This is a genomic window from Nocardiopsis ansamitocini, from assembly GCF_030268225.1.
GTDB classification, from domain to species: domain Bacteria; phylum Actinomycetota; class Actinomycetes; order Streptosporangiales; family Streptosporangiaceae; genus Nocardiopsis_D; species Nocardiopsis_D ansamitocini.
Window position 1 is genome coordinate 919723 of the sequence record NZ_BSQG01000001.1, and the last position, 16013, is coordinate 935735.

Here is a 16013-nt window from a genome sequence, read left to right on the forward strand (position 1 = left end):
TTGCGGCCGGCTAGACGAGGTCGATCTCGAACCAGGAGACGTGGGTGGCCTCTGTGCGGTATTCACCGTTGCGCGAGGTGCAGTCCTCGATGATGAGCTTGCCCCGGCCGTGCTCGCCCTCGTCCTCCCGGGTGACGACCGCGACCTCATCCGGGTCCTTGTCCCCCTGGTCGGCAACAGCGATGCGGACACAGCCCGGACTCACCCGGATGAACAGTGTCATCACTCCGCCGATCTGGCCGGAACGGGAGTGCAGAAGCGCGTTGGTCGCGAGCTCGCTGACCGCGAGCTCCGCGTCGTCCAGGATCGCTTCGGGGTAATTGGCGCGTTCGAGGAATTCCCGGACCCGTGCCCGGATCGAGCGGACCGCGGTGAGGTTGCCGATACAGCTCCACACGGTGTGGTCGGTGGCCGACCCGGTGAGCTCGCTGGTGTCGATGGCGGGCGCGTCGTAGGGGTCGGCAGCGTCGCACGCGCGCAACCGCTGCGAGTCGGTCATCCCCATATCACTCCCATCACAACCCGCCCTCGGACACCCGCCCGGGCGCCTCGCGGATCTCCTTGGCAAAAGGCACCCCGACAGCACAACACATCGACGTCGCCAGTGGTACGGCAGCCCCACAAAAGGCCGTCATGTGTCCTCTCGCAATAAGACAAAGGACGCGTCTACCGCCCACGAATCCTCCCTCGTGAACTGCGAACTCAGGACATCTGCCGACTGGGGTCCGACTGACGGGGCCTGCACGACGCACTGTCGCGACACAATCGAGACCGAACAGCCGACCGAATGCATTCCGGGAACGGTAACCATTGTCATAGAACCCACGACTCGTGGATCACTCGGGCACCAACCGTCTCGGTAACACCTGAAAGGCTACTAGGGAAGAACGCGTTCGTCGGTAAGGACGGGAGCGGAAAGAACGCCCCGTCGCTGCTGCTCACCCGCTCCCTGTCCGGCATCGGCGTTCCCGCCGCGACCGCTGGCACCGAATCGGCCCGCGGCAAGCCGCTACCGGGCGTGTCGCGATTGCGGGCCAACCGGCCCCGGCCCTTCCCACTGCCGGCCGCCCCCGGCCTGGGCCCCGAGAAACCACTCGGACCTGCGCGGCCACAGAAAAACCTGTGGGCGATCGGCCTTGGGCCGTTCGCCCGAGAACCGGGCTCAAGACAAGCAGGGGCACCGATTCGAGGGCCGCCCGGGGCTTCCCGGCCCCAGAGCGGCCACCGGCGACAACAGGTCCGCCCTCCCGCTCACGCAGCACGGGCTGCCCCTGAACACCGCCTGTTCGGCCGTTGTCATGAGGGCGGGCCGGTGAGTCGGGTAGAGATTGGAGGAAGGCCGCAGGACAAGGACGCGGCCACCCCCGAGTGACCCGAGCGAGAGGCACGAGTAGATTGACCGCCACAACCGCACCACGCGAGCAGGTCGTCCTGTTGAGCGAAGACCTGTCCCCCATCGGCGAGGCCGACAAGGCCACTGTGCATACCGGCCAGACTCCACTGCACCTGGCCTTCTCCTGTTACGTACGGGATGCGCAGGACCGGATCCTGGTCACCCGGCGAGCCCTCTGCAAGAAGACCTGGCCCGGCGTGTGGACCAACAGCTTCTGCGGACACCCTGCACCGGGTGAGGACCGTACTGCCGCGGTGTATCGCCGCGCCCGGACCGAACTGGGCCTCGAACTCGAATCCGTTCGACTGGTACTGCCGGATTTCCGCTACCGGGCGGTGTCGGCGGAAGGCATCGTGGAAAACGAGTTCTGTCCGGTCTACACAGCAGTCGCCGGTAACGACCCGCTCCCCGACCCCGACGAGGTAGCCGAGTACCGCTGGGTGTCCTGGACCGGCCTGGCCCGTCTCGCCGAGGAAGCCCCCTGGTCCATCAGTCCGTGGGCTGCCATCCAGGTCCCGTTGCTGGACACAGCCGCCCAAAACCGCTGGAAGGTCTAGAGCAGCACGTTTCCCATCCGCGTGACCGATCCAGCAGACGTCCGGACCACGACCGTCGAGAGTCCCCGGGCCGGCGCGACAGGACCGGCCACCACATGCGATCGCGACGCGTCGCGTGGGAGGGTGTGCGCAGAATCGAATCGCCCGGTCTTCAGCACAGCAGGGAGTCCCCTCCTCTGACCGAGCCGCGCAGGCGAGCCGGCCGTCGCAGGTGGGGACACCCGGGCCCATCGGATGCGAACAATCGACCTGTTCATGGGACTGTCGCACCAAAGGGACCGGAAGCCCGCCGATTGTGGAAGCGGGGGCGGGCCGGGCGACCTGCCCCGTCCTTGCGCGTCGTGTCACCCAATCGCCATCGATACGCCTCCCTGTCACCAACGGCAGGTTTGTCGCCCTTATCCTTCTTGAGAAGAAGGTAACCTTCATTCCACCCCTCGCCGTTTTCGGGCAACCGTTTTCGGGGAATGGCTAGGCCCACTCTCCGGGACACGGCAACGTCGAGGTCCCCCTCCCAGCAGCACTCTGCATCCGCGACACGGAAACCTGGACGATGCGGCTCGATGGCTCCCGCGCTTGGCCCGACAACAGCGTCGTCGGCAGGCTCACCGCCCCTCAGCGCGACGAACTACTCTCCCTTGGCACCCGGCGCGAGTTCGCCGCAGGCCAAGTCCTGCTGCGCCAGGGAGAGCTCAGCACCCACCTGTTCGTTCTGACCAACGGACACGTGAAGATCATCAGCGAGTCCGACACCGGACGCACCATCCTGCTGGCGGTACGCTCACGCGGCGACCTGGTGGGCGAACTCGCCGGCATGGACGCCAGCCCGCGCATGGCCCGTGTCGTCGCGATCGGCGCCATCTCCACCCGCGTGCTGGGCTTCTCCGAGTTCGAGGCTTTCCTTGAACGCACCCCGGCCGCGGTCAAGATCGTCAATGCCTCGATCGCGGGAAAACTGCGATCGGCCACCGACAAGATCGTCGACTTCAGCAGCCAGGAAGTGCCGGTCCGGGTGGCCCGGGCGCTCCTGCGCATCCTCGCCGACCACGGGCGTCCCGCTCAGGGAGGCGTCTCCATCGGGATCCCACTCACCCAACCCGAACTCGCCGCGATCGTGGCCGCCTCCGAACCGGCAGTGCACAAGGCCCTGGCCGAACTACGCAAGCACGGCGTGATCAGCGTCGGCTACCGCAACTACATCGTGCTCGACCTCCCCCGGCTACGGGAGTGTGCCGACCCTCCGGAGAACATTTCGACAAGACCGTAGCAATACGGGATCTCAACTCGCGTTTCGCGCGACGGTGGGTGCGGGCACCCCCACGCGCCTGCCCACCGCGCACCACCCCTGCAAGAAACGAGGTTCCGGATGGAGTATCCGACCCCCGCCATCCGTCGGATGTGCCTGGCCGTGGACGCCGAAGCATACAGCGGACGCAACCGTCGCTCCCAGAGCGAAATTCAGGAATGGCTGATCAGGATCATGGATCTGGTCTGCGAAAACGCCAATCTGGACCGATCCTGCTGGGAGGTGCAGGCACAGGGCGACGGCGAACTCGCGCTGCTCCAACCGGGGATAGAGGAGGCGCGGGTGATCGCCTACTTCACCCACGAGCTCGCCATGGCCCTCTACCACCACAACGCCGATCTGAAAGACGAGTCCCGGCTGCGGCTACGGGTGGCCTTCGATCAGGGCAACGTATCGCTGGGCGCCAACGGCTACGCAGGTGCTGCGGTGGTCTCGGTCTGCCGGCTGCGCGACTCCGCCGCCGCGAAGCGTGCGCTGCGCGACAACCCCGAAGTCGACTTCGTCCTGACCGTCTCCGACTCCATCTACACCGACGTCGTTGACCAGGGGGATTACGACCTTTACAGCAGGGAGTTCACCCCGGTCGAGGTCAGCGACGAGGACAAGCGCTTCCGCACCCGCGCCTGGGTGCACGTGCCCACCGCACACCCCCGTGTCCAAGCGGCCCCTCCCTACCAGGACTTCTCCCCCGACCAGATGCGTTGGTGGCCGCCCCGGATCACCAACACCGGCCCCCAGGCCCACGTGCGCTACAACTACGGGACGGTGACCGTCAACGGCGGTACCGGCGACAGCGCCGGCTGAGCGCCCCCAGACGGGGGCCGGTCCACCGCTCGGACGCGGCCAGGATCCGGCTCCCCCGTCCGCGTCCGCACGGGCAGGTGACGGGCGCGGGTGGAACCGGGATGACGCGGGGAGAAGTGGACGGGACCCGCGTCATCCCGGACGGCCGCAGGTGCGGCAGGAACCGTCGTCCGGGTCAGAAGAGGATCGACATGACCTCCCCGACCTCGCGGAATCCCACTTTCTGGTAGACCGCGCGCGCCGGGGTGTTGAAGTCGTTGACGTAGAGGGTGACCCGGGGCGCGATCTCGGCACGCGCCGCCTGGACGACCGCGGCCATCCCCGCCACGGAGTGTCCGCGTCCGCGCAGGTCGGGATGGACCCAGACGCCCTGTACCTGGCAGACGTGCGGTGTCGCCGCCCCCACCTCTGCCTTGAACACGACCCTGCCGTCTTCGATCCGGGCGAACGCGCGTCCCATCCGGACCAGCTCCTCGACCCGTGCACGGTACAGCGCACCGCCGTCACCGGAGTCGGGAGGGACCCCGACCTCCTCGGTGAACATCGCCACGCAGGCAGGAAGCAGGATGCCGAGCTCGCTCATGCGCACCCGGCGCACCAACGGGTCCGGGACGACCGCAGCGGGAATCTGCTCCGCCTCGAGCACCGGCTGGCGGGTCCGGATGACCCGGGCCGGCCCCCAGTACGGGCCGAGGCGCTGCCACAGGTCGGTGACGGCAGCAACCGGTCCGACGATGGAAGAACAGCGCCGTCCCTGCCAACGGGCGTGGCCGGCAAAGTGCCTGACGGCATCGGGGCCGGCATTGACCGGGACGAGGTTGGCTCCGGCGTAGCACAATGCGGTGATGGAGCCGTGCTCGACGTACCCCCAGAGCTCACCGCCGAGCCGGCCGGGGTTCAGCCCGGCAGCGCGCAGTCGTGAACTGACGAAGACATTGCCGACGGGGTCGGCATCGAGCAGGGCGTGCACGGCGGCACTGTCGCCTTCACCGAGCACACGTACCGGCGAGGTCCGCAGCACCCGCATCACCTCACCTGGGAGCGTCCGCCAGAGGCGGCAGGAGATCCCGGCGCCTCTCGACCCAATCGTATCCACCGGACGTCGGAAAACGCCCGCTTCTGACGGTTTATGGCTGGGCGTCGGCCATCCTCTGTGTCCACTCGCGCCAACTGTCCCCGGCCGTTCCAGGGTAGTCCGCGCCCGTCGGGGATCATGCCCCGAGGCGGTGGTCGAGACCGGGGATCCCCCGGTCGGGGTCTGCCTGCGCGTTCTCGGGACGACGCGGCTGGGGCTGGGGTGGGGGCGCGCAGGTGAGGTCGGCCCCGTTGGAACCACCACCGGCCGCGGGCAGCGTTCCCTCACGCAGATAGGCGGCCACGGCCAGGTCCACACAGGCGTTGTCCCCGAAGGAGACGCCGTGGGTGACGCCCCCCTGTTCGATGATCAACCGGGACGAGGGGAAGCGCGCGTGCATCGCGTATGCGCCCGCGACGGGAGTCGGTCCGTCCTCCGTGGCTTGGACGATCAGTGCACTCGCGACGGACCGGCCGTCCACCTGGAACCACGGGCCGCCCTTGACCGGCCAGAACATACAGGGACCGTTGTACCAAGTATTGTTCCAGGCCATGAACGGCGCCTCGTCGTGCAATCGTCGGGCATCGGTGCGCCAGGTCGCCCAGTCACGCGGCCAACGCGCGTCGGAGCACTGGGTGGCCAGGTACGCACCGTGGCTGGGATCGGAATCGGCGTCTTCGCCGAGTTTCTCGTGCATCGAGAGCAGGGGCTTGGCATCTGCGCCGCGGACGTAGGCGGAGAGAGTCTGTGCAAGGGAGGGCCAGTAGGTGCTGGCGTAGGTGGCGGGCAGGAAGATGTTCTCAAATTCCGTGGCGCCGACAATCCCGTCCAGGGGCTGGGCGGCCAGGTCGTCGCGGGCCGAGTAGTAGCGTTCGGCGACCTGCTGGCCAGTGGTGCCCAACCGGTAGTCGGCGTCGTACCGGGCGATCCAGCCGAAGAAGTTGCGCGCTGCCGCGTCCAGTGAACGGCTTTGCAGCAGATTGCTCCCGTACCAGGGGTTGTCGGGATTGACCACGCTGTCGAGGACGATGCGGCGCACGCTGTCGGGGTAGAGCGTGGCGTAGACGCCGCCCAGGTAGGTGCCGTAGGAGTATCCGAGGTAGTCGATGCGTTCGACTCCCAGTGCGGTGCGGATCGACTCGATGTCGTGGGCGCTGTCCACGGTGCGGATGTGGCTCAGCAGCGCACCGTTGCGCTCACGGCAGGCCTCGGCGTACACGGCGACCCGGTTCAGCAGGGTTTTCTCTGCCGAGGCGTCGGCAGGCACCGAACTGGGGCGCGCCGCCTCGAAATAGCGGGGGTCGCACTGGACGGCGGGGGTGGAGGCTCCCACACCGCGGGGGTCGAAGCTCACCACGTCGTAGGACTCGCGCAGATCGTCGGGCAGCCCTTGGGCGACGATGGCCGCCCAGTCCCGTCCCGGGCTTCCCGGTCCACCGGGGTTGACCACCAGGGTTCCGGCTCGCTCGGCCCGGGCCGGCACTCTGGACAGCGCCAGTGTCACGGTTTCCGTGGCCCCGGAACCGCCGCGCTGCATCGGCACGGCCAGCGAGGAGCACTCGGGTTGGATGTCGCCGCGCGGTTCGAGATCGGCACATACCGCCCACTCAAGCTTCTCCTGTGCGACCGCCGGCCCGGCCGCCAACCCCGCGGCAAGCAGCGTCCCCACCGTGACCGCCCCGACCGCCCCGCCCGCGCCTCGCCGCACACCCTCCGCCTTTCACGTGATTCGTGATCAGACGAATTCTCTCCGTAAACAGCGCTCATTCGGTGAAGCGACACGACGGCCTGTCCGCCCACGGCAAATCATCGCCGGAAACGAATCCGGCTACGGCCACCGACCATCGATGATGTGCCGACCGCCGTAGCCTCATTCGAGCACGCACCCCACGACCTGCTCCGCCCGAGTAGCGAGCGCTGGAGCGCAGTCTCTCCAGCGCTCCTTCGACGGCATCGCGCCGGGTGCGGTCGACTCGTGGTGGGGAGTAACGGCTTGCCGTGGAGGCGGGCGCCGGAGCGCAGCGCCTGTCCGCGGATGCCCGACAGCGGATCGGCTGCCGCTGTCACGGGATTCCGGCTCACGGCACCCCGGCGATCGCGGTTGATCCTGACCGCTCAGGAATCTCGTCCACGGGATCACACGCCCCTGGCGGATATCCGCCGCTCTCCCGCGCACCGATCCCCATGGACGAGGGCGGGGTCAGCCGGCCACGCCGACCGACGGCTCGCCCGACTCCACGCCGGCCTCGCGCATCTCTTCGGCGATGCGCATGGCCTCCTCGATCAGGGTCTCCACGATCTTGGACTCGGGAACGGTCTTGATGACCTCGCCCTTGACGAAGATCTGGCCCTTGCCGTTGCCCGAGGCAACGCCGAGGTCGGCTTCACGGGCCTCCCCGGGACCGTTGACCACACAGCCCATGACGGCCACCCGCAGTGGCACGTCCATGCCTTCCAGGCCGGCGGTGACCTCCTCCGCCAGGGTGTAGACGTCCACCTGGGCACGTCCGCAACTGGGGCAGGACACGATCTCCAGCCCGCGCTCGCGCAGGCCCAGGGACTCAAGGATCTGGTTGCCGACCTTGATCTCCTCGGCGGGCGGGGCCGACAGCGACACCCGAATGGTGTCACCGATCCCCTCGGCGAGCAGGGCGCCGAAGGCGACCGAGGACTTGATCGTGCCCTGGAAAGACGGCCCGGCCTCGGTGACCCCGAGGTGCAGGGGGTAGTCGCACTTCTGGGCGAGCAGCCGGTAGGCGTTGATCATGACGACCGGGTCGTTGTGCTTGACCGAGATCTTGATGTCGCGGAACCCGTGCTCCTCGAACAGGGAGCATTCCCACAGCGCGGATTCCACCAGCGCCTCGGGCGTGGCCTTTCCGTATTTGGCCAGCAGTCGCTTGTCCAACGATCCGGCGTTGACACCGATACGGATAGGGGTGCCGGTGTCGCCCGCGGCACGGGCGATCTCCTTCACCTGGTCGTCGAACTTGCGAATGTTGCCCGGGTTGACCCGCACGGCGGCGCATCCGGCCTCGATCGCCGCGAAGACGTACTTGGGCTGGAAGTGGATGTCGGCGATCACCGGGATCTGCGACTTGCGCGCGATGATCGGCAATGCCTCGGCGTCGTCCGCGCTGGGCACCGCGACCCGGACGATCTGGCAGCCGGACGCGGTGAGCTCCGCGATCTGTTGCAGAGTGGAGTTGATGTCAGAGGTCAACGTGGTGGTCATGGACTGCACCGAGACCGGGGCGTCGCCGCCGACGGCGACGTTGCCGACCATGATCTGCCGCGACTTGCGCCGTGGCGCCAGTGGACGCGGAGGCGCAACAGGCATTCCAAGATCGACGGACACGCGATTTCACCTCGCCGGCCGCCGGGTGCGTCCCGACGGCGTCACTTGAGAGTTTAAGGAGTAGGAGCGGCCGCGACACAAGCGCGGCACAGCGGACTCGAAACAAGGGTTCTCGCCTCCGACGCCCGCGATGAAAAGGCTACCCGCACTGGTCACCACCGCGCGCCGGGTCACTGCATCAGCCGAACAGGGTTGACGATATCGGCGATCAGCAACAGCAGGCTGAAGCACAGGAAACAGGCGACGACCACATAGGCGACCGGCATGAGTTGCGCCACGTCCACCGGACCGGGGTCGGGCCGGCGCAGGAATTTGGCGAATCGCCTGCGAACGGACTCCCACAGTGCGCCGGCGATGTGCCCGCCGTCCAGGGGCAGGATCGGCACCATGTTGAAGGCGAACAGGAACAGGTTGATACCGGCCAGGAGGTTGAGCACCATCGCGGCACGGTCCAGCATGGGAGCGGGCAGGGCCAGGATCTCGCCGCCGATGCGCGACGCCCCGACGACGCCCACCGGGGAGTCCGGCGCGCGCTCAGCCCCGAGGAAGGCCGCCTCGAAGACCCCGGGGACCTTGGCGGGCAGGGTGATGATGGCCTTGCCCACGGACAGGGTGGTCTCACCGAAGAAGACCGCCGACTCGCCTGCGCTGAGGGTCTGGCGCTCATACGTCGGCACGAAACCGACGAAACCCGCCGTGACGGTCTCAGGGACCTGGCGTCCCTGGTCGTCCAGGACGGGATCGCCCTGTGCGTCGGTCCGGACCACGATGTTGCCGTCGGCGTCGGTCTTGGCGACCTCGTTGGCGATGAAGTCGGTGGACAGCGACAGCGTCTGGCCGTCCCGCTCCACGTCGATGGTGCCCGGGCCGATGTTGGACCGGATCGCGTCCTGGACGGCACGCCAGTCGGGGGTCGCCACACCGTTGACGGCGGTGATCCGGTCTCCGGGTTCGAGACCGGCTTTGGCAGCCGGGGAGGGCTCGGCATCGGCGGGACAGGAGTCGTCCGCGCTCGCGGCGGGGACCACGCACTCGTGGACCGATCCTACGGTGGTGGTGCTCTGGTAGATGCCCACGCCCATCAGGAGCCCGGCGAAGAGCACCAGGGCGAGGACGAGGTTCATCGCCGGCCCGGCGAACATGACGATCAGACGCTTCCACGGTGCCCGCTGGTAGAACTGTCGGTCCTCGTCGCCCGGCTCGATGTCGCCGACCGAGGCCTCACGGGCGTCCTCTGCCATGGCACGCCAGCGCGACAACGGCTTGCCGGTGTCGGGGCGCTGCTTGGCGGGCGGCATCATGCCGACCATGCGCACGTATCCGCCCAGGGGGACCAATTTGACCCCGTATTCGGTGCCACCACGGTGGGTGGACCACAGGGTCTTGCCGAATCCGACCATGTACTGGGTGCAGCGGATGCCGAACATCTTGGCCGTGGCCAAGTGGCCCAGCTCGTGCCAGGCGATCGAGAGCAGCAGGCCAAGGACCATGAGAACGATCCCGAGCGCTGTCATCAACACGACCATCTAGTCTCCTCAACCCCGCCTGGAGATCAGTTCTCCGGCTCGGACGCGGGCCCAATGGTCCGCCGCGTAGACATCGGGGAGCGAGAGGTCCGCACCGGCGGGTGCGCCCCGATGCTCCGAGACTACCTTCGCCACCGTCTCCACGATCGCGGGGAAGGCGAGGCGTCCTTTGAGGAAGGCGTCCACGGCCTCCTCGTTGGCGGCGTTGTAGACCGCCGGCGCGGTCCCCCCCTCGGCCCCTACCTCGCAGGCCAGACCCACCGCGGGAAACGCCTCTGCGTCCAAGGGCTCGAAGGTCCAGGTCTGGGCCTTGGTCCAATCGATCGGCGCGGCGGCCCCGGTGACCCGTTCCGGCCAGGCCATCCCGTAGGCGATCGGAATGCGCATGCTCGGAGGGCTGGCCTGGGCGAGAGTGGAACCATCGGTGAACTCCACCATCGAGTGCACGATCGACTGCGGATGGACCACGACCTCGATCCGCTCGAAGGGAACGTCGAAGAGCAGATGCGCCTCGATGACCTCCAGCCCCTTGTTCATCAGGGTCGCGGAGTTGATCGTGATGACCGGCCCCATGCTCCAGGTGGGGTGGTTGAGTGCCTGCTGCGGGGTGACGTCTGCGAGCTCCGCGGCGCTGCGCCCGCGAAACGGGCCGCCGCTCGCGGTGATGACCAGCCGGCGCACGTCCGAGCGGTGGGCGGCGACCTGTCCCTGGGCGAGGCTGGTGAGCTCGCCGTCGGGTACGCGGGGGAAGCACTGGGCCAGCGCGAAATGCTCGGAGTCGACCGGGACGATCTGGCCGGGGCGGGCCAGCGCGCGTACCAGCGGGCCGCCCACGATGAGTGATTCCTTGTTGGCCAGCGCCAGCAGCCGTCCGGCTCGCAGCGTGGCGAGCGTCGACTCCAACCCGAGCGCGCCGGTGATGCCGTTGAGGACGACGTCGCTGGGGCGGGCCGCGAGTTCGGCCACCCCTTCGGGCCCGGCCAGTACTTCGGCCGCGCTGCCCCGCTCAGCGAGACGTCGACCGAGTTCGGCCGCGCGAGCGGTGTCGGCAACGGCGACGACCGACACGTCCAGTGCGCACGCCTGGTCCACCAGCAGGTCCAGCCGGGACCCTCCGGCGGCCAGGCCCACGACCCGGAACCGCTCGGGCGCTCCGAGGGCGATGTCGACGGCCTGGGTCCCGATCGACCCCGTCGAGCCGAGGACGACGACATCGCGGGGGGCGGAGGAGGGGACGGTCACTGGGATAGACGCCTCATCAGGCGACTGAGCGGTACGCACGCCCCCATTGTGGCCCAGCGCCTCGACCAGCGGGACACCTTCTGCCGGTGACTTTGCCTGGATCGTACCGGCCTGCGCCGAGGAACGGCGTTCCCGGAACACGGCGAATCCAAACTCAAAGTAGCGTCATGAATACTCTGAGTATGGAACAATTGCGGCCATGACTTCGTCGGCCGCCCATAAAATCCTTGGCCCCCTCGCCGGGCTCACCATCGCCATGGTCGGCGTCCCGGCCGACAGCACGGCCCCGGCCGCCCCCGTCCCGGAGCCGGCCCCGCAGGTCGCTGCGGCCCCGGCCGCGCCGGACGCCCCCGAGGCACGGGCGGGCTCCACCAGCGACGCCCCCGGCCCCGCCCCCGCACGCGCTGCTGCCGATGGGGTGGTGCGCCAGTCGGCGGCGGTGGGCGAGGGCGCCCAGGAAGCGGTGCTGGACTACTGGACCCCCCAACGGATGGCCTCTGCCGTTCCCCGGTCCCTGATGCTCCAGGACGTCGTCGGGGCCCTTCCGCTCTCTCTCCCGATCCCCGTGGAAGAGGGTTCCACCCCGCAGGCCGCGAGTGCCAACAGCACCGGTGAGCGCTGGACCTCCGGTGGCGCGATCGTCAAGCGGACCGGCAAGGTCTACCTCACATTGGACGGCGCGGACTTCACCTGCTCGGCCGCAGTGGTCAATTCGCGCAACAAGGACACCGTCATCACGGCGGCGCACTGCCTCAAGGACGGCAAGGGTTCCTGGGCCAAGAACTGGATCTTCGTTCCCGGCTACGACGACGGCAAGGAACCCTACGGCCGGTACTCCGCGCGCGAAATGCTGGTCGCACCGGAGTGGTCCAAGAACGCCGACGACAGCTACGACTTCGGCATGGCCGTACTCAACACCGGCTCGGGCGGGGCGCACGTGGCCGACCGGACGGGGTCGTTGCCCATCGGTTTCAGCGAGCGCGTGGCGTCGCGGGTGTACTCGTTCGGCTACCCCTCGTCCGGTTCCTTCAAGGGACGCCACCTCTACTACTGCTCGGGCGCGACCGCGCGCGATCAGAAAGGGACCGAGGGGGCGGGGATGCGCTGCACCATGACCCAGGGTTCCAGCGGCGGCCCATGGCTCAAGGACTTCGCCACCTCCACCGGCACCGGAACGGTGACCTCCGTGGTCAGCTTCAAGTACGCCAACGACTCCAGGACCCAGTACGGGCCCCGGCTCGGCGATGACGCGAAACGGCTGTACAACGCCGCCCAGGGCCTGTGAGCCGGCGGCCGGTCCCGGGACTGCTGTTCCGGGACCGGCCCGATGTCAGAGTTGGACCCCGGTGAGCACCATCACCCGCTCGTAGGTGAGGTCGTCCATCGCCGGCCGCAGTCCCTCCTTTCCGACCCCGGACTTCTTCACCCCGCCGTAGGGCATCTGGTCGGCACGGAACGCGGGGACGTCGCCGATGACCACCCCGCCCACCTGCAACTCGCGGTGCGCCCGGAAGGCCACTCGGAGATCAGTGGTGAACACCCCGGCCTGAAGACCGAAGTCACTGTCGTTCACCTGGGCGAAGGCCTCATCCACACCGGAGACGCGCTGGAGCACCAGTACCGGACCGAAGATCTCCTCGCGTACCACCTTCGAGTCCGCGGGTGCATCGGCCAGCACCGCTGGGGACACCGTGACGCCGTCGCGACGGCCGCCGGTCAGCAGCTTCGCCCCGTCGGCCACCGCCTCCTCAACCCATTCGACCACGCGGATCGCGGCTGCCTCGTTGATGAGCGGTCCGACCTCGGTGGCCGGATCGGCCGGGTCCCCGGTGACGAGTTCTTCCACCCGGGCCACGAGCTTGGCCACGAAATCGTCATAGACGGCGTCGGCGACGATGACCCGCTGCACGCCGATGCACACCTGTCCCGCCTGGTGGTTGCCGAAAAGCGCGATGCGCTGGGCCGCCCAGTCCAGGTCGGCGTCGGCCAGGACCACGGCCGCGGCGTTCCCGCCCAGCTCAAGGGTGACGTGCTTGTGCGGGGCACGCTTCTGGAGCTCCCAGCCGAACTGGCCTCCGGTGAAGGAGATGACCGGAAGCCGCTCGTCGGTCAGCAGTGACGCGGCCGACTCGTTGGCCATCGGCAGCACCGAGACCATCCCGCCGGGGAGGTTCGTCTCAGCGAGGATCTCACCGAGCAGCAGCGCCGTCATAGGCGTGGCCGGAGCGGGCTTGAGGACGATGGGTGCCCCAACAGCGATCGCCGGAGCGATCTTGTGGGCGACCAGATTGAGCGGGAAGTTGAACGGCGAGATGCCGAGAACGGCCCCCTTGGGAACCCGGCGGATCAGCGCGACGCGCCCTTCCCCTGTGGGGTCGGTGTCCAGACGCTGCATCTGCCCGCTGTCGCGGCGGACTTCCTCGGCCGCCCAGCGAAACACCGAGACAGCGCGGCTCACCTCGCCGCGTGACCACTTCAGCGGCTTGCCGCTCTCCGCGGTGATGACCCGGGCGATCTCCTCGGAACGCTCGTCCAGACGGCGGGAGGTGTGGGCGAGCGCCTCGGCCCGCACATGGGCGGGCAGGGCTGCGGCCTCGTCGAGGACGGCATGCGCGGCGGCGACGGCCGCCTCGATCTGGGCGGGGGTGGGAACCGCGACGGTACCCGCGACCCTCCCGGTGTAAGGGTTGGTCACAGTGAGCTCGGTATCGCCGGCGGCAGCGACCCCGGCCAGCCAAAACGGACGCGTAGACATGCCCTGGAGGCTACTGCGCGCCCCCCGCCCTTTCCTTGTCCAACCAGGACAGGACACAAGAGGCAACACTCCACCGCGGACAACTCCCCCTCCTGACCATTGGGCCGGGAGGACGATCCGTTCGAGCCGCGAACCGGGGAGTGCACACGATCCGATAAAACACAGAGCCACCATACGGTCACGCTTAGCGGATTTCGGGTGTCGAACGAGATAAGTTGCCAAGCGGGAAAACGCCTGATCAGGGAGAAGGATGCCATGTCGGCCATTCTGGGAACCCACGGCCCGCTCCTTGTCCGTACGGGGGGCACCGCACTGGTGGGCGTACTGACAGCGGGACTGCTCGCGGTCGGCGCGGCGCCGGCCACCGCCGCCGACGGTCTCAGCGACCTGCGTACCGACCTGGACGCCCTCCTGAAGGACCCGTTGTTGGCCGGTGCGACCTCGGGAGTGGTGGTGCGCAACGCCGCCACCGGCGAAGTACTTTACGAGCACCAGCCCCAGACGTCCCTGTTGCCCGCCTCCAACAACAAACTCCTGACATCGGCCGCCGCACTGGAGGTCCTGGGTGCGGACTACCGCTTCAGCACCCTGGTATCGGCGACCGCAGCTCCCAGCGACGGCGTGATCGAAGGGGACATGCACCTGATCGGCACGGGTGATCCCTCCCTGACCGCCGAGACGTTCGACGCGTTGGCGGCCAAGGTCGCTGACGCCGGCGTCACCGAGGTGACCGGCGACCTGATCGCCGATGACACCTGGTTCGACGACGCGCGGCTGGGCGCGGGCTGGGAGGCCGGCGACCAGCCCTACTACTACGCCGCACAGGTGTCGGCGCTGACCGTGGCGGCCAACTCCGATCTGGACACAGGCGTGGTCGAGGTGCAGGTGTCGCCCGGAACCCGTGGCGGCCGGGCCGTAGGTGTGGCGCTGCGCCCCGCAACCGACTACGTCAGGGTGGACAACACCGCGACGACCGGAGGCCGGGGGAAACTGGCCGTCACCCGCCGCCTGGGCGGCAACACGATCGCGGTCAGCGGCGGGCTCCCACTCGGCGGGCGGGCCGTCACCGAGTTGCGCACCGTGCACGAGCCCACCGGCTACGCCCTCGACGTGTTTCGCCGCGCACTGGCCGACAACGGTGTACGGGTAGGGGGGAGCCCGGTCTCCGGCACCGCTCCGGCCGACCTGATCGGACTGGTCCATCACGAATCCGCCGAGCTGGGCGAACTCCTGGTGCCCTTCATGAAGTTGAGCAACAACACCCACGCCGAAATCCTGGTGAAGACGATAGGACGCCGAGCCGGCGGCGAGGGGAGCTGGGCTGCGGGGCTCCCCGAGGTGGAGCGCGCCCTTACCCGGATCGGCCTGGACACTCCCGGGCTGGGGCTGGAGCTCACCGACGGCTCCGGTCTCTCCCGTGGCAACCGGTTGTCGGCCGCACTTCTGGCCGACCTGCTCCAGGAGGCAACGGACGAGCCGTGGTTCGAGACATGGACCGATTCGTTTCCCATCGCGGGTGACCCCGACCGTATGGTGGGCGGCACCCTGACCAACCGGATGCGCGGCACTCCAGCGGCCGGAAACGTCCGCGCCAAGACCGGGACGATGACCGGGGTGAGCGCGCTGTCGGGCTATGTGACCGGCAAACGTGGCGAACCTCTGCTGTTCGTCGTATTGGACAACGGGCACACAGGCGCCGCGCCGCGCCCGGTCCAGGACGCCATCGCCGTACGGCTTGCACGCTTCGCCAGGGACGCCCCCACCGTCGGCGACGCCTCCCGAACCATCAGACAGATCCACCCCGGGCAGCAGCCGAACGACCGGCTGGAATGCAGCTGGGCGCGTGCCTGTTAGGCACGATTCCCACAAAACGTCCGGTTGCGGACGGAGGATTTTCGGCAGTTACCTTATACGGGTGAAAAACGGTGGCCAGCTCTTCACGAGATGAACCCGGACTACGCTCGGCCTCCTTGGAGGCGGTGGTGCCACCACCGCGC

The 16013-nt window shown here is 68.4% G+C and carries 12 protein-coding genes; 5 read left to right on the forward strand and 7 right to left on the reverse strand.

The features are described 5' to 3' along the window. Window positions 1–10 precede the first annotated feature (10 nt). Window positions 11–499: an ATP-binding protein gene (locus QSJ59_RS04155; protein ID WP_285757334.1), complete on the reverse strand. Its 489-nt coding sequence runs from the start codon at window positions 497–499 to the stop codon at window positions 11–13. 896 nt (window positions 500–1395) lie between these two features. Between QSJ59_RS04155 and idi the strand changes: the two genes are divergently transcribed. The 3 genes from idi to QSJ59_RS04170 all read left to right on the forward strand — a co-directional run bounded on the left by idi (window position 1396) and on the right by QSJ59_RS04170 (window position 4060). Next, window positions 1396–1950 carry an isopentenyl-diphosphate Delta-isomerase gene (gene idi, locus QSJ59_RS04160; protein WP_285757335.1) on the forward strand — a complete coding sequence of 185 codons (555 nt, stop codon included), beginning with the start codon at window positions 1396–1398 and terminating at the stop codon, window positions 1948–1950. A gap of 553 nt (window positions 1951–2503) precedes the next feature. Next, window positions 2504–3217, forward strand: a complete 714-nt coding sequence (locus QSJ59_RS04165) for a Crp/Fnr family transcriptional regulator (RefSeq protein ID WP_285757336.1) — start codon at window positions 2504–2506, stop codon at window positions 3215–3217. Between the two features lie 99 nt (window positions 3218–3316). Further along, a complete protein-coding gene (locus QSJ59_RS04170) occupies window positions 3317–4060 on the forward strand; it encodes a hypothetical protein (RefSeq protein ID WP_285757337.1) in 744 nt (247 codons plus the stop codon). A gap of 175 nt (window positions 4061–4235) precedes the next feature. On the opposite strand, the gene QSJ59_RS04175 is transcribed toward QSJ59_RS04170, so the two are convergent. From QSJ59_RS04175 to dxr, 5 genes are all read right to left on the reverse strand, one after another. Further along, window positions 4236–5081, reverse strand: a complete 846-nt coding sequence (locus QSJ59_RS04175) for a GNAT family N-acetyltransferase (RefSeq protein WP_285757896.1) — start codon at window positions 5079–5081, stop codon at window positions 4236–4238. Window positions 5082–5271: 190 nt separating this feature from the next. Continuing rightward, the gene (locus QSJ59_RS04180) at window positions 5272–6843 is read right to left on the reverse strand and encodes an alpha/beta hydrolase (RefSeq protein WP_285757338.1); all 1572 of its coding nucleotides are present in this window, start codon (window positions 6841–6843) and stop codon (window positions 5272–5274) included. A 492-nt stretch (window positions 6844–7335) separates the two neighbouring features. Further along, window positions 7336–8493 carry a flavodoxin-dependent (E)-4-hydroxy-3-methylbut-2-enyl-diphosphate synthase gene (ispG, locus tag QSJ59_RS04185; RefSeq protein WP_285757339.1) on the reverse strand — a complete coding sequence of 386 codons (1158 nt, stop codon included), beginning with the start codon at window positions 8491–8493 and terminating at the stop codon, window positions 7336–7338. A 170-nt stretch (window positions 8494–8663) separates the two neighbouring features. Next, the gene (locus QSJ59_RS04190; RefSeq protein WP_285757340.1) at window positions 8664–10019 is read right to left on the reverse strand and encodes a M50 family metallopeptidase; all 1356 of its coding nucleotides are present in this window, start codon (window positions 10017–10019) and stop codon (window positions 8664–8666) included. Between the two features lie 9 nt (window positions 10020–10028). Next, a complete protein-coding gene (dxr, locus tag QSJ59_RS04195; RefSeq protein WP_432707434.1) occupies window positions 10029–11267 on the reverse strand; it encodes a 1-deoxy-D-xylulose-5-phosphate reductoisomerase in 1239 nt (412 codons plus the stop codon). A gap of 193 nt (window positions 11268–11460) precedes the next feature. Here dxr and QSJ59_RS04200 point away from each other — a divergent pair, with 193 nt between their 5' ends. Next, on the forward strand, window positions 11461–12546 hold the full coding sequence (locus tag QSJ59_RS04200; RefSeq protein ID WP_285757342.1) for a trypsin-like serine peptidase: 1086 nt from the start codon (window positions 11461–11463) through the stop codon (window positions 12544–12546). Window positions 12547–12591: 45 nt separating this feature from the next. On the opposite strand, the gene QSJ59_RS04205 is transcribed toward QSJ59_RS04200, so the two are convergent. Further along, a complete protein-coding gene (locus tag QSJ59_RS04205; RefSeq protein WP_285757343.1) occupies window positions 12592–14016 on the reverse strand; it encodes an aldehyde dehydrogenase family protein in 1425 nt (474 codons plus the stop codon). A 255-nt stretch (window positions 14017–14271) separates the two neighbouring features. On the opposite strand from QSJ59_RS04205, the gene dacB reads away from it, so the two are divergent. Beyond that, window positions 14272–15870 (forward strand): D-alanyl-D-alanine carboxypeptidase/D-alanyl-D-alanine endopeptidase, encoded by a 1599-nt coding sequence (gene dacB / locus QSJ59_RS04210; protein WP_285757344.1) that lies wholly within the window; start codon window positions 14272–14274, stop codon window positions 15868–15870. Window positions 15871–16013: the final 143 nt, after the last annotated feature.

Coding starts and splice junctions, on each gene's coding strand:
- QSJ59_RS04170 (WP_285757337.1), top strand. CDS start 3,317: ATGGAGTATCCGACCCCCGCCATCCGTCGGATGTGCCTGGCCGTGGAC.
- QSJ59_RS04155 (WP_285757334.1), bottom strand. CDS start 499: ATGACCGACTCGCAGCGGTTGCGCGCGTGCGACGCTGCCGACCCCTAC.
- dacB (WP_285757344.1), top strand. CDS start 14,272: ATGTCGGCCATTCTGGGAACCCACGGCCCGCTCCTTGTCCGTACGGGG.
- QSJ59_RS04190 (WP_285757340.1), bottom strand. CDS start 10,019: ATGGTCGTGTTGATGACAGCGCTCGGGATCGTTCTCATGGTCCTTGGC.
- QSJ59_RS04205 (WP_285757343.1), bottom strand. CDS start 14,016: ATGTCTACGCGTCCGTTTTGGCTGGCCGGGGTCGCTGCCGCCGGCGAT.
- QSJ59_RS04200 (WP_285757342.1), top strand. CDS start 11,461: ATGACTTCGTCGGCCGCCCATAAAATCCTTGGCCCCCTCGCCGGGCTC.
- QSJ59_RS04165 (WP_285757336.1), top strand. CDS start 2,504: ATGCGGCTCGATGGCTCCCGCGCTTGGCCCGACAACAGCGTCGTCGGC.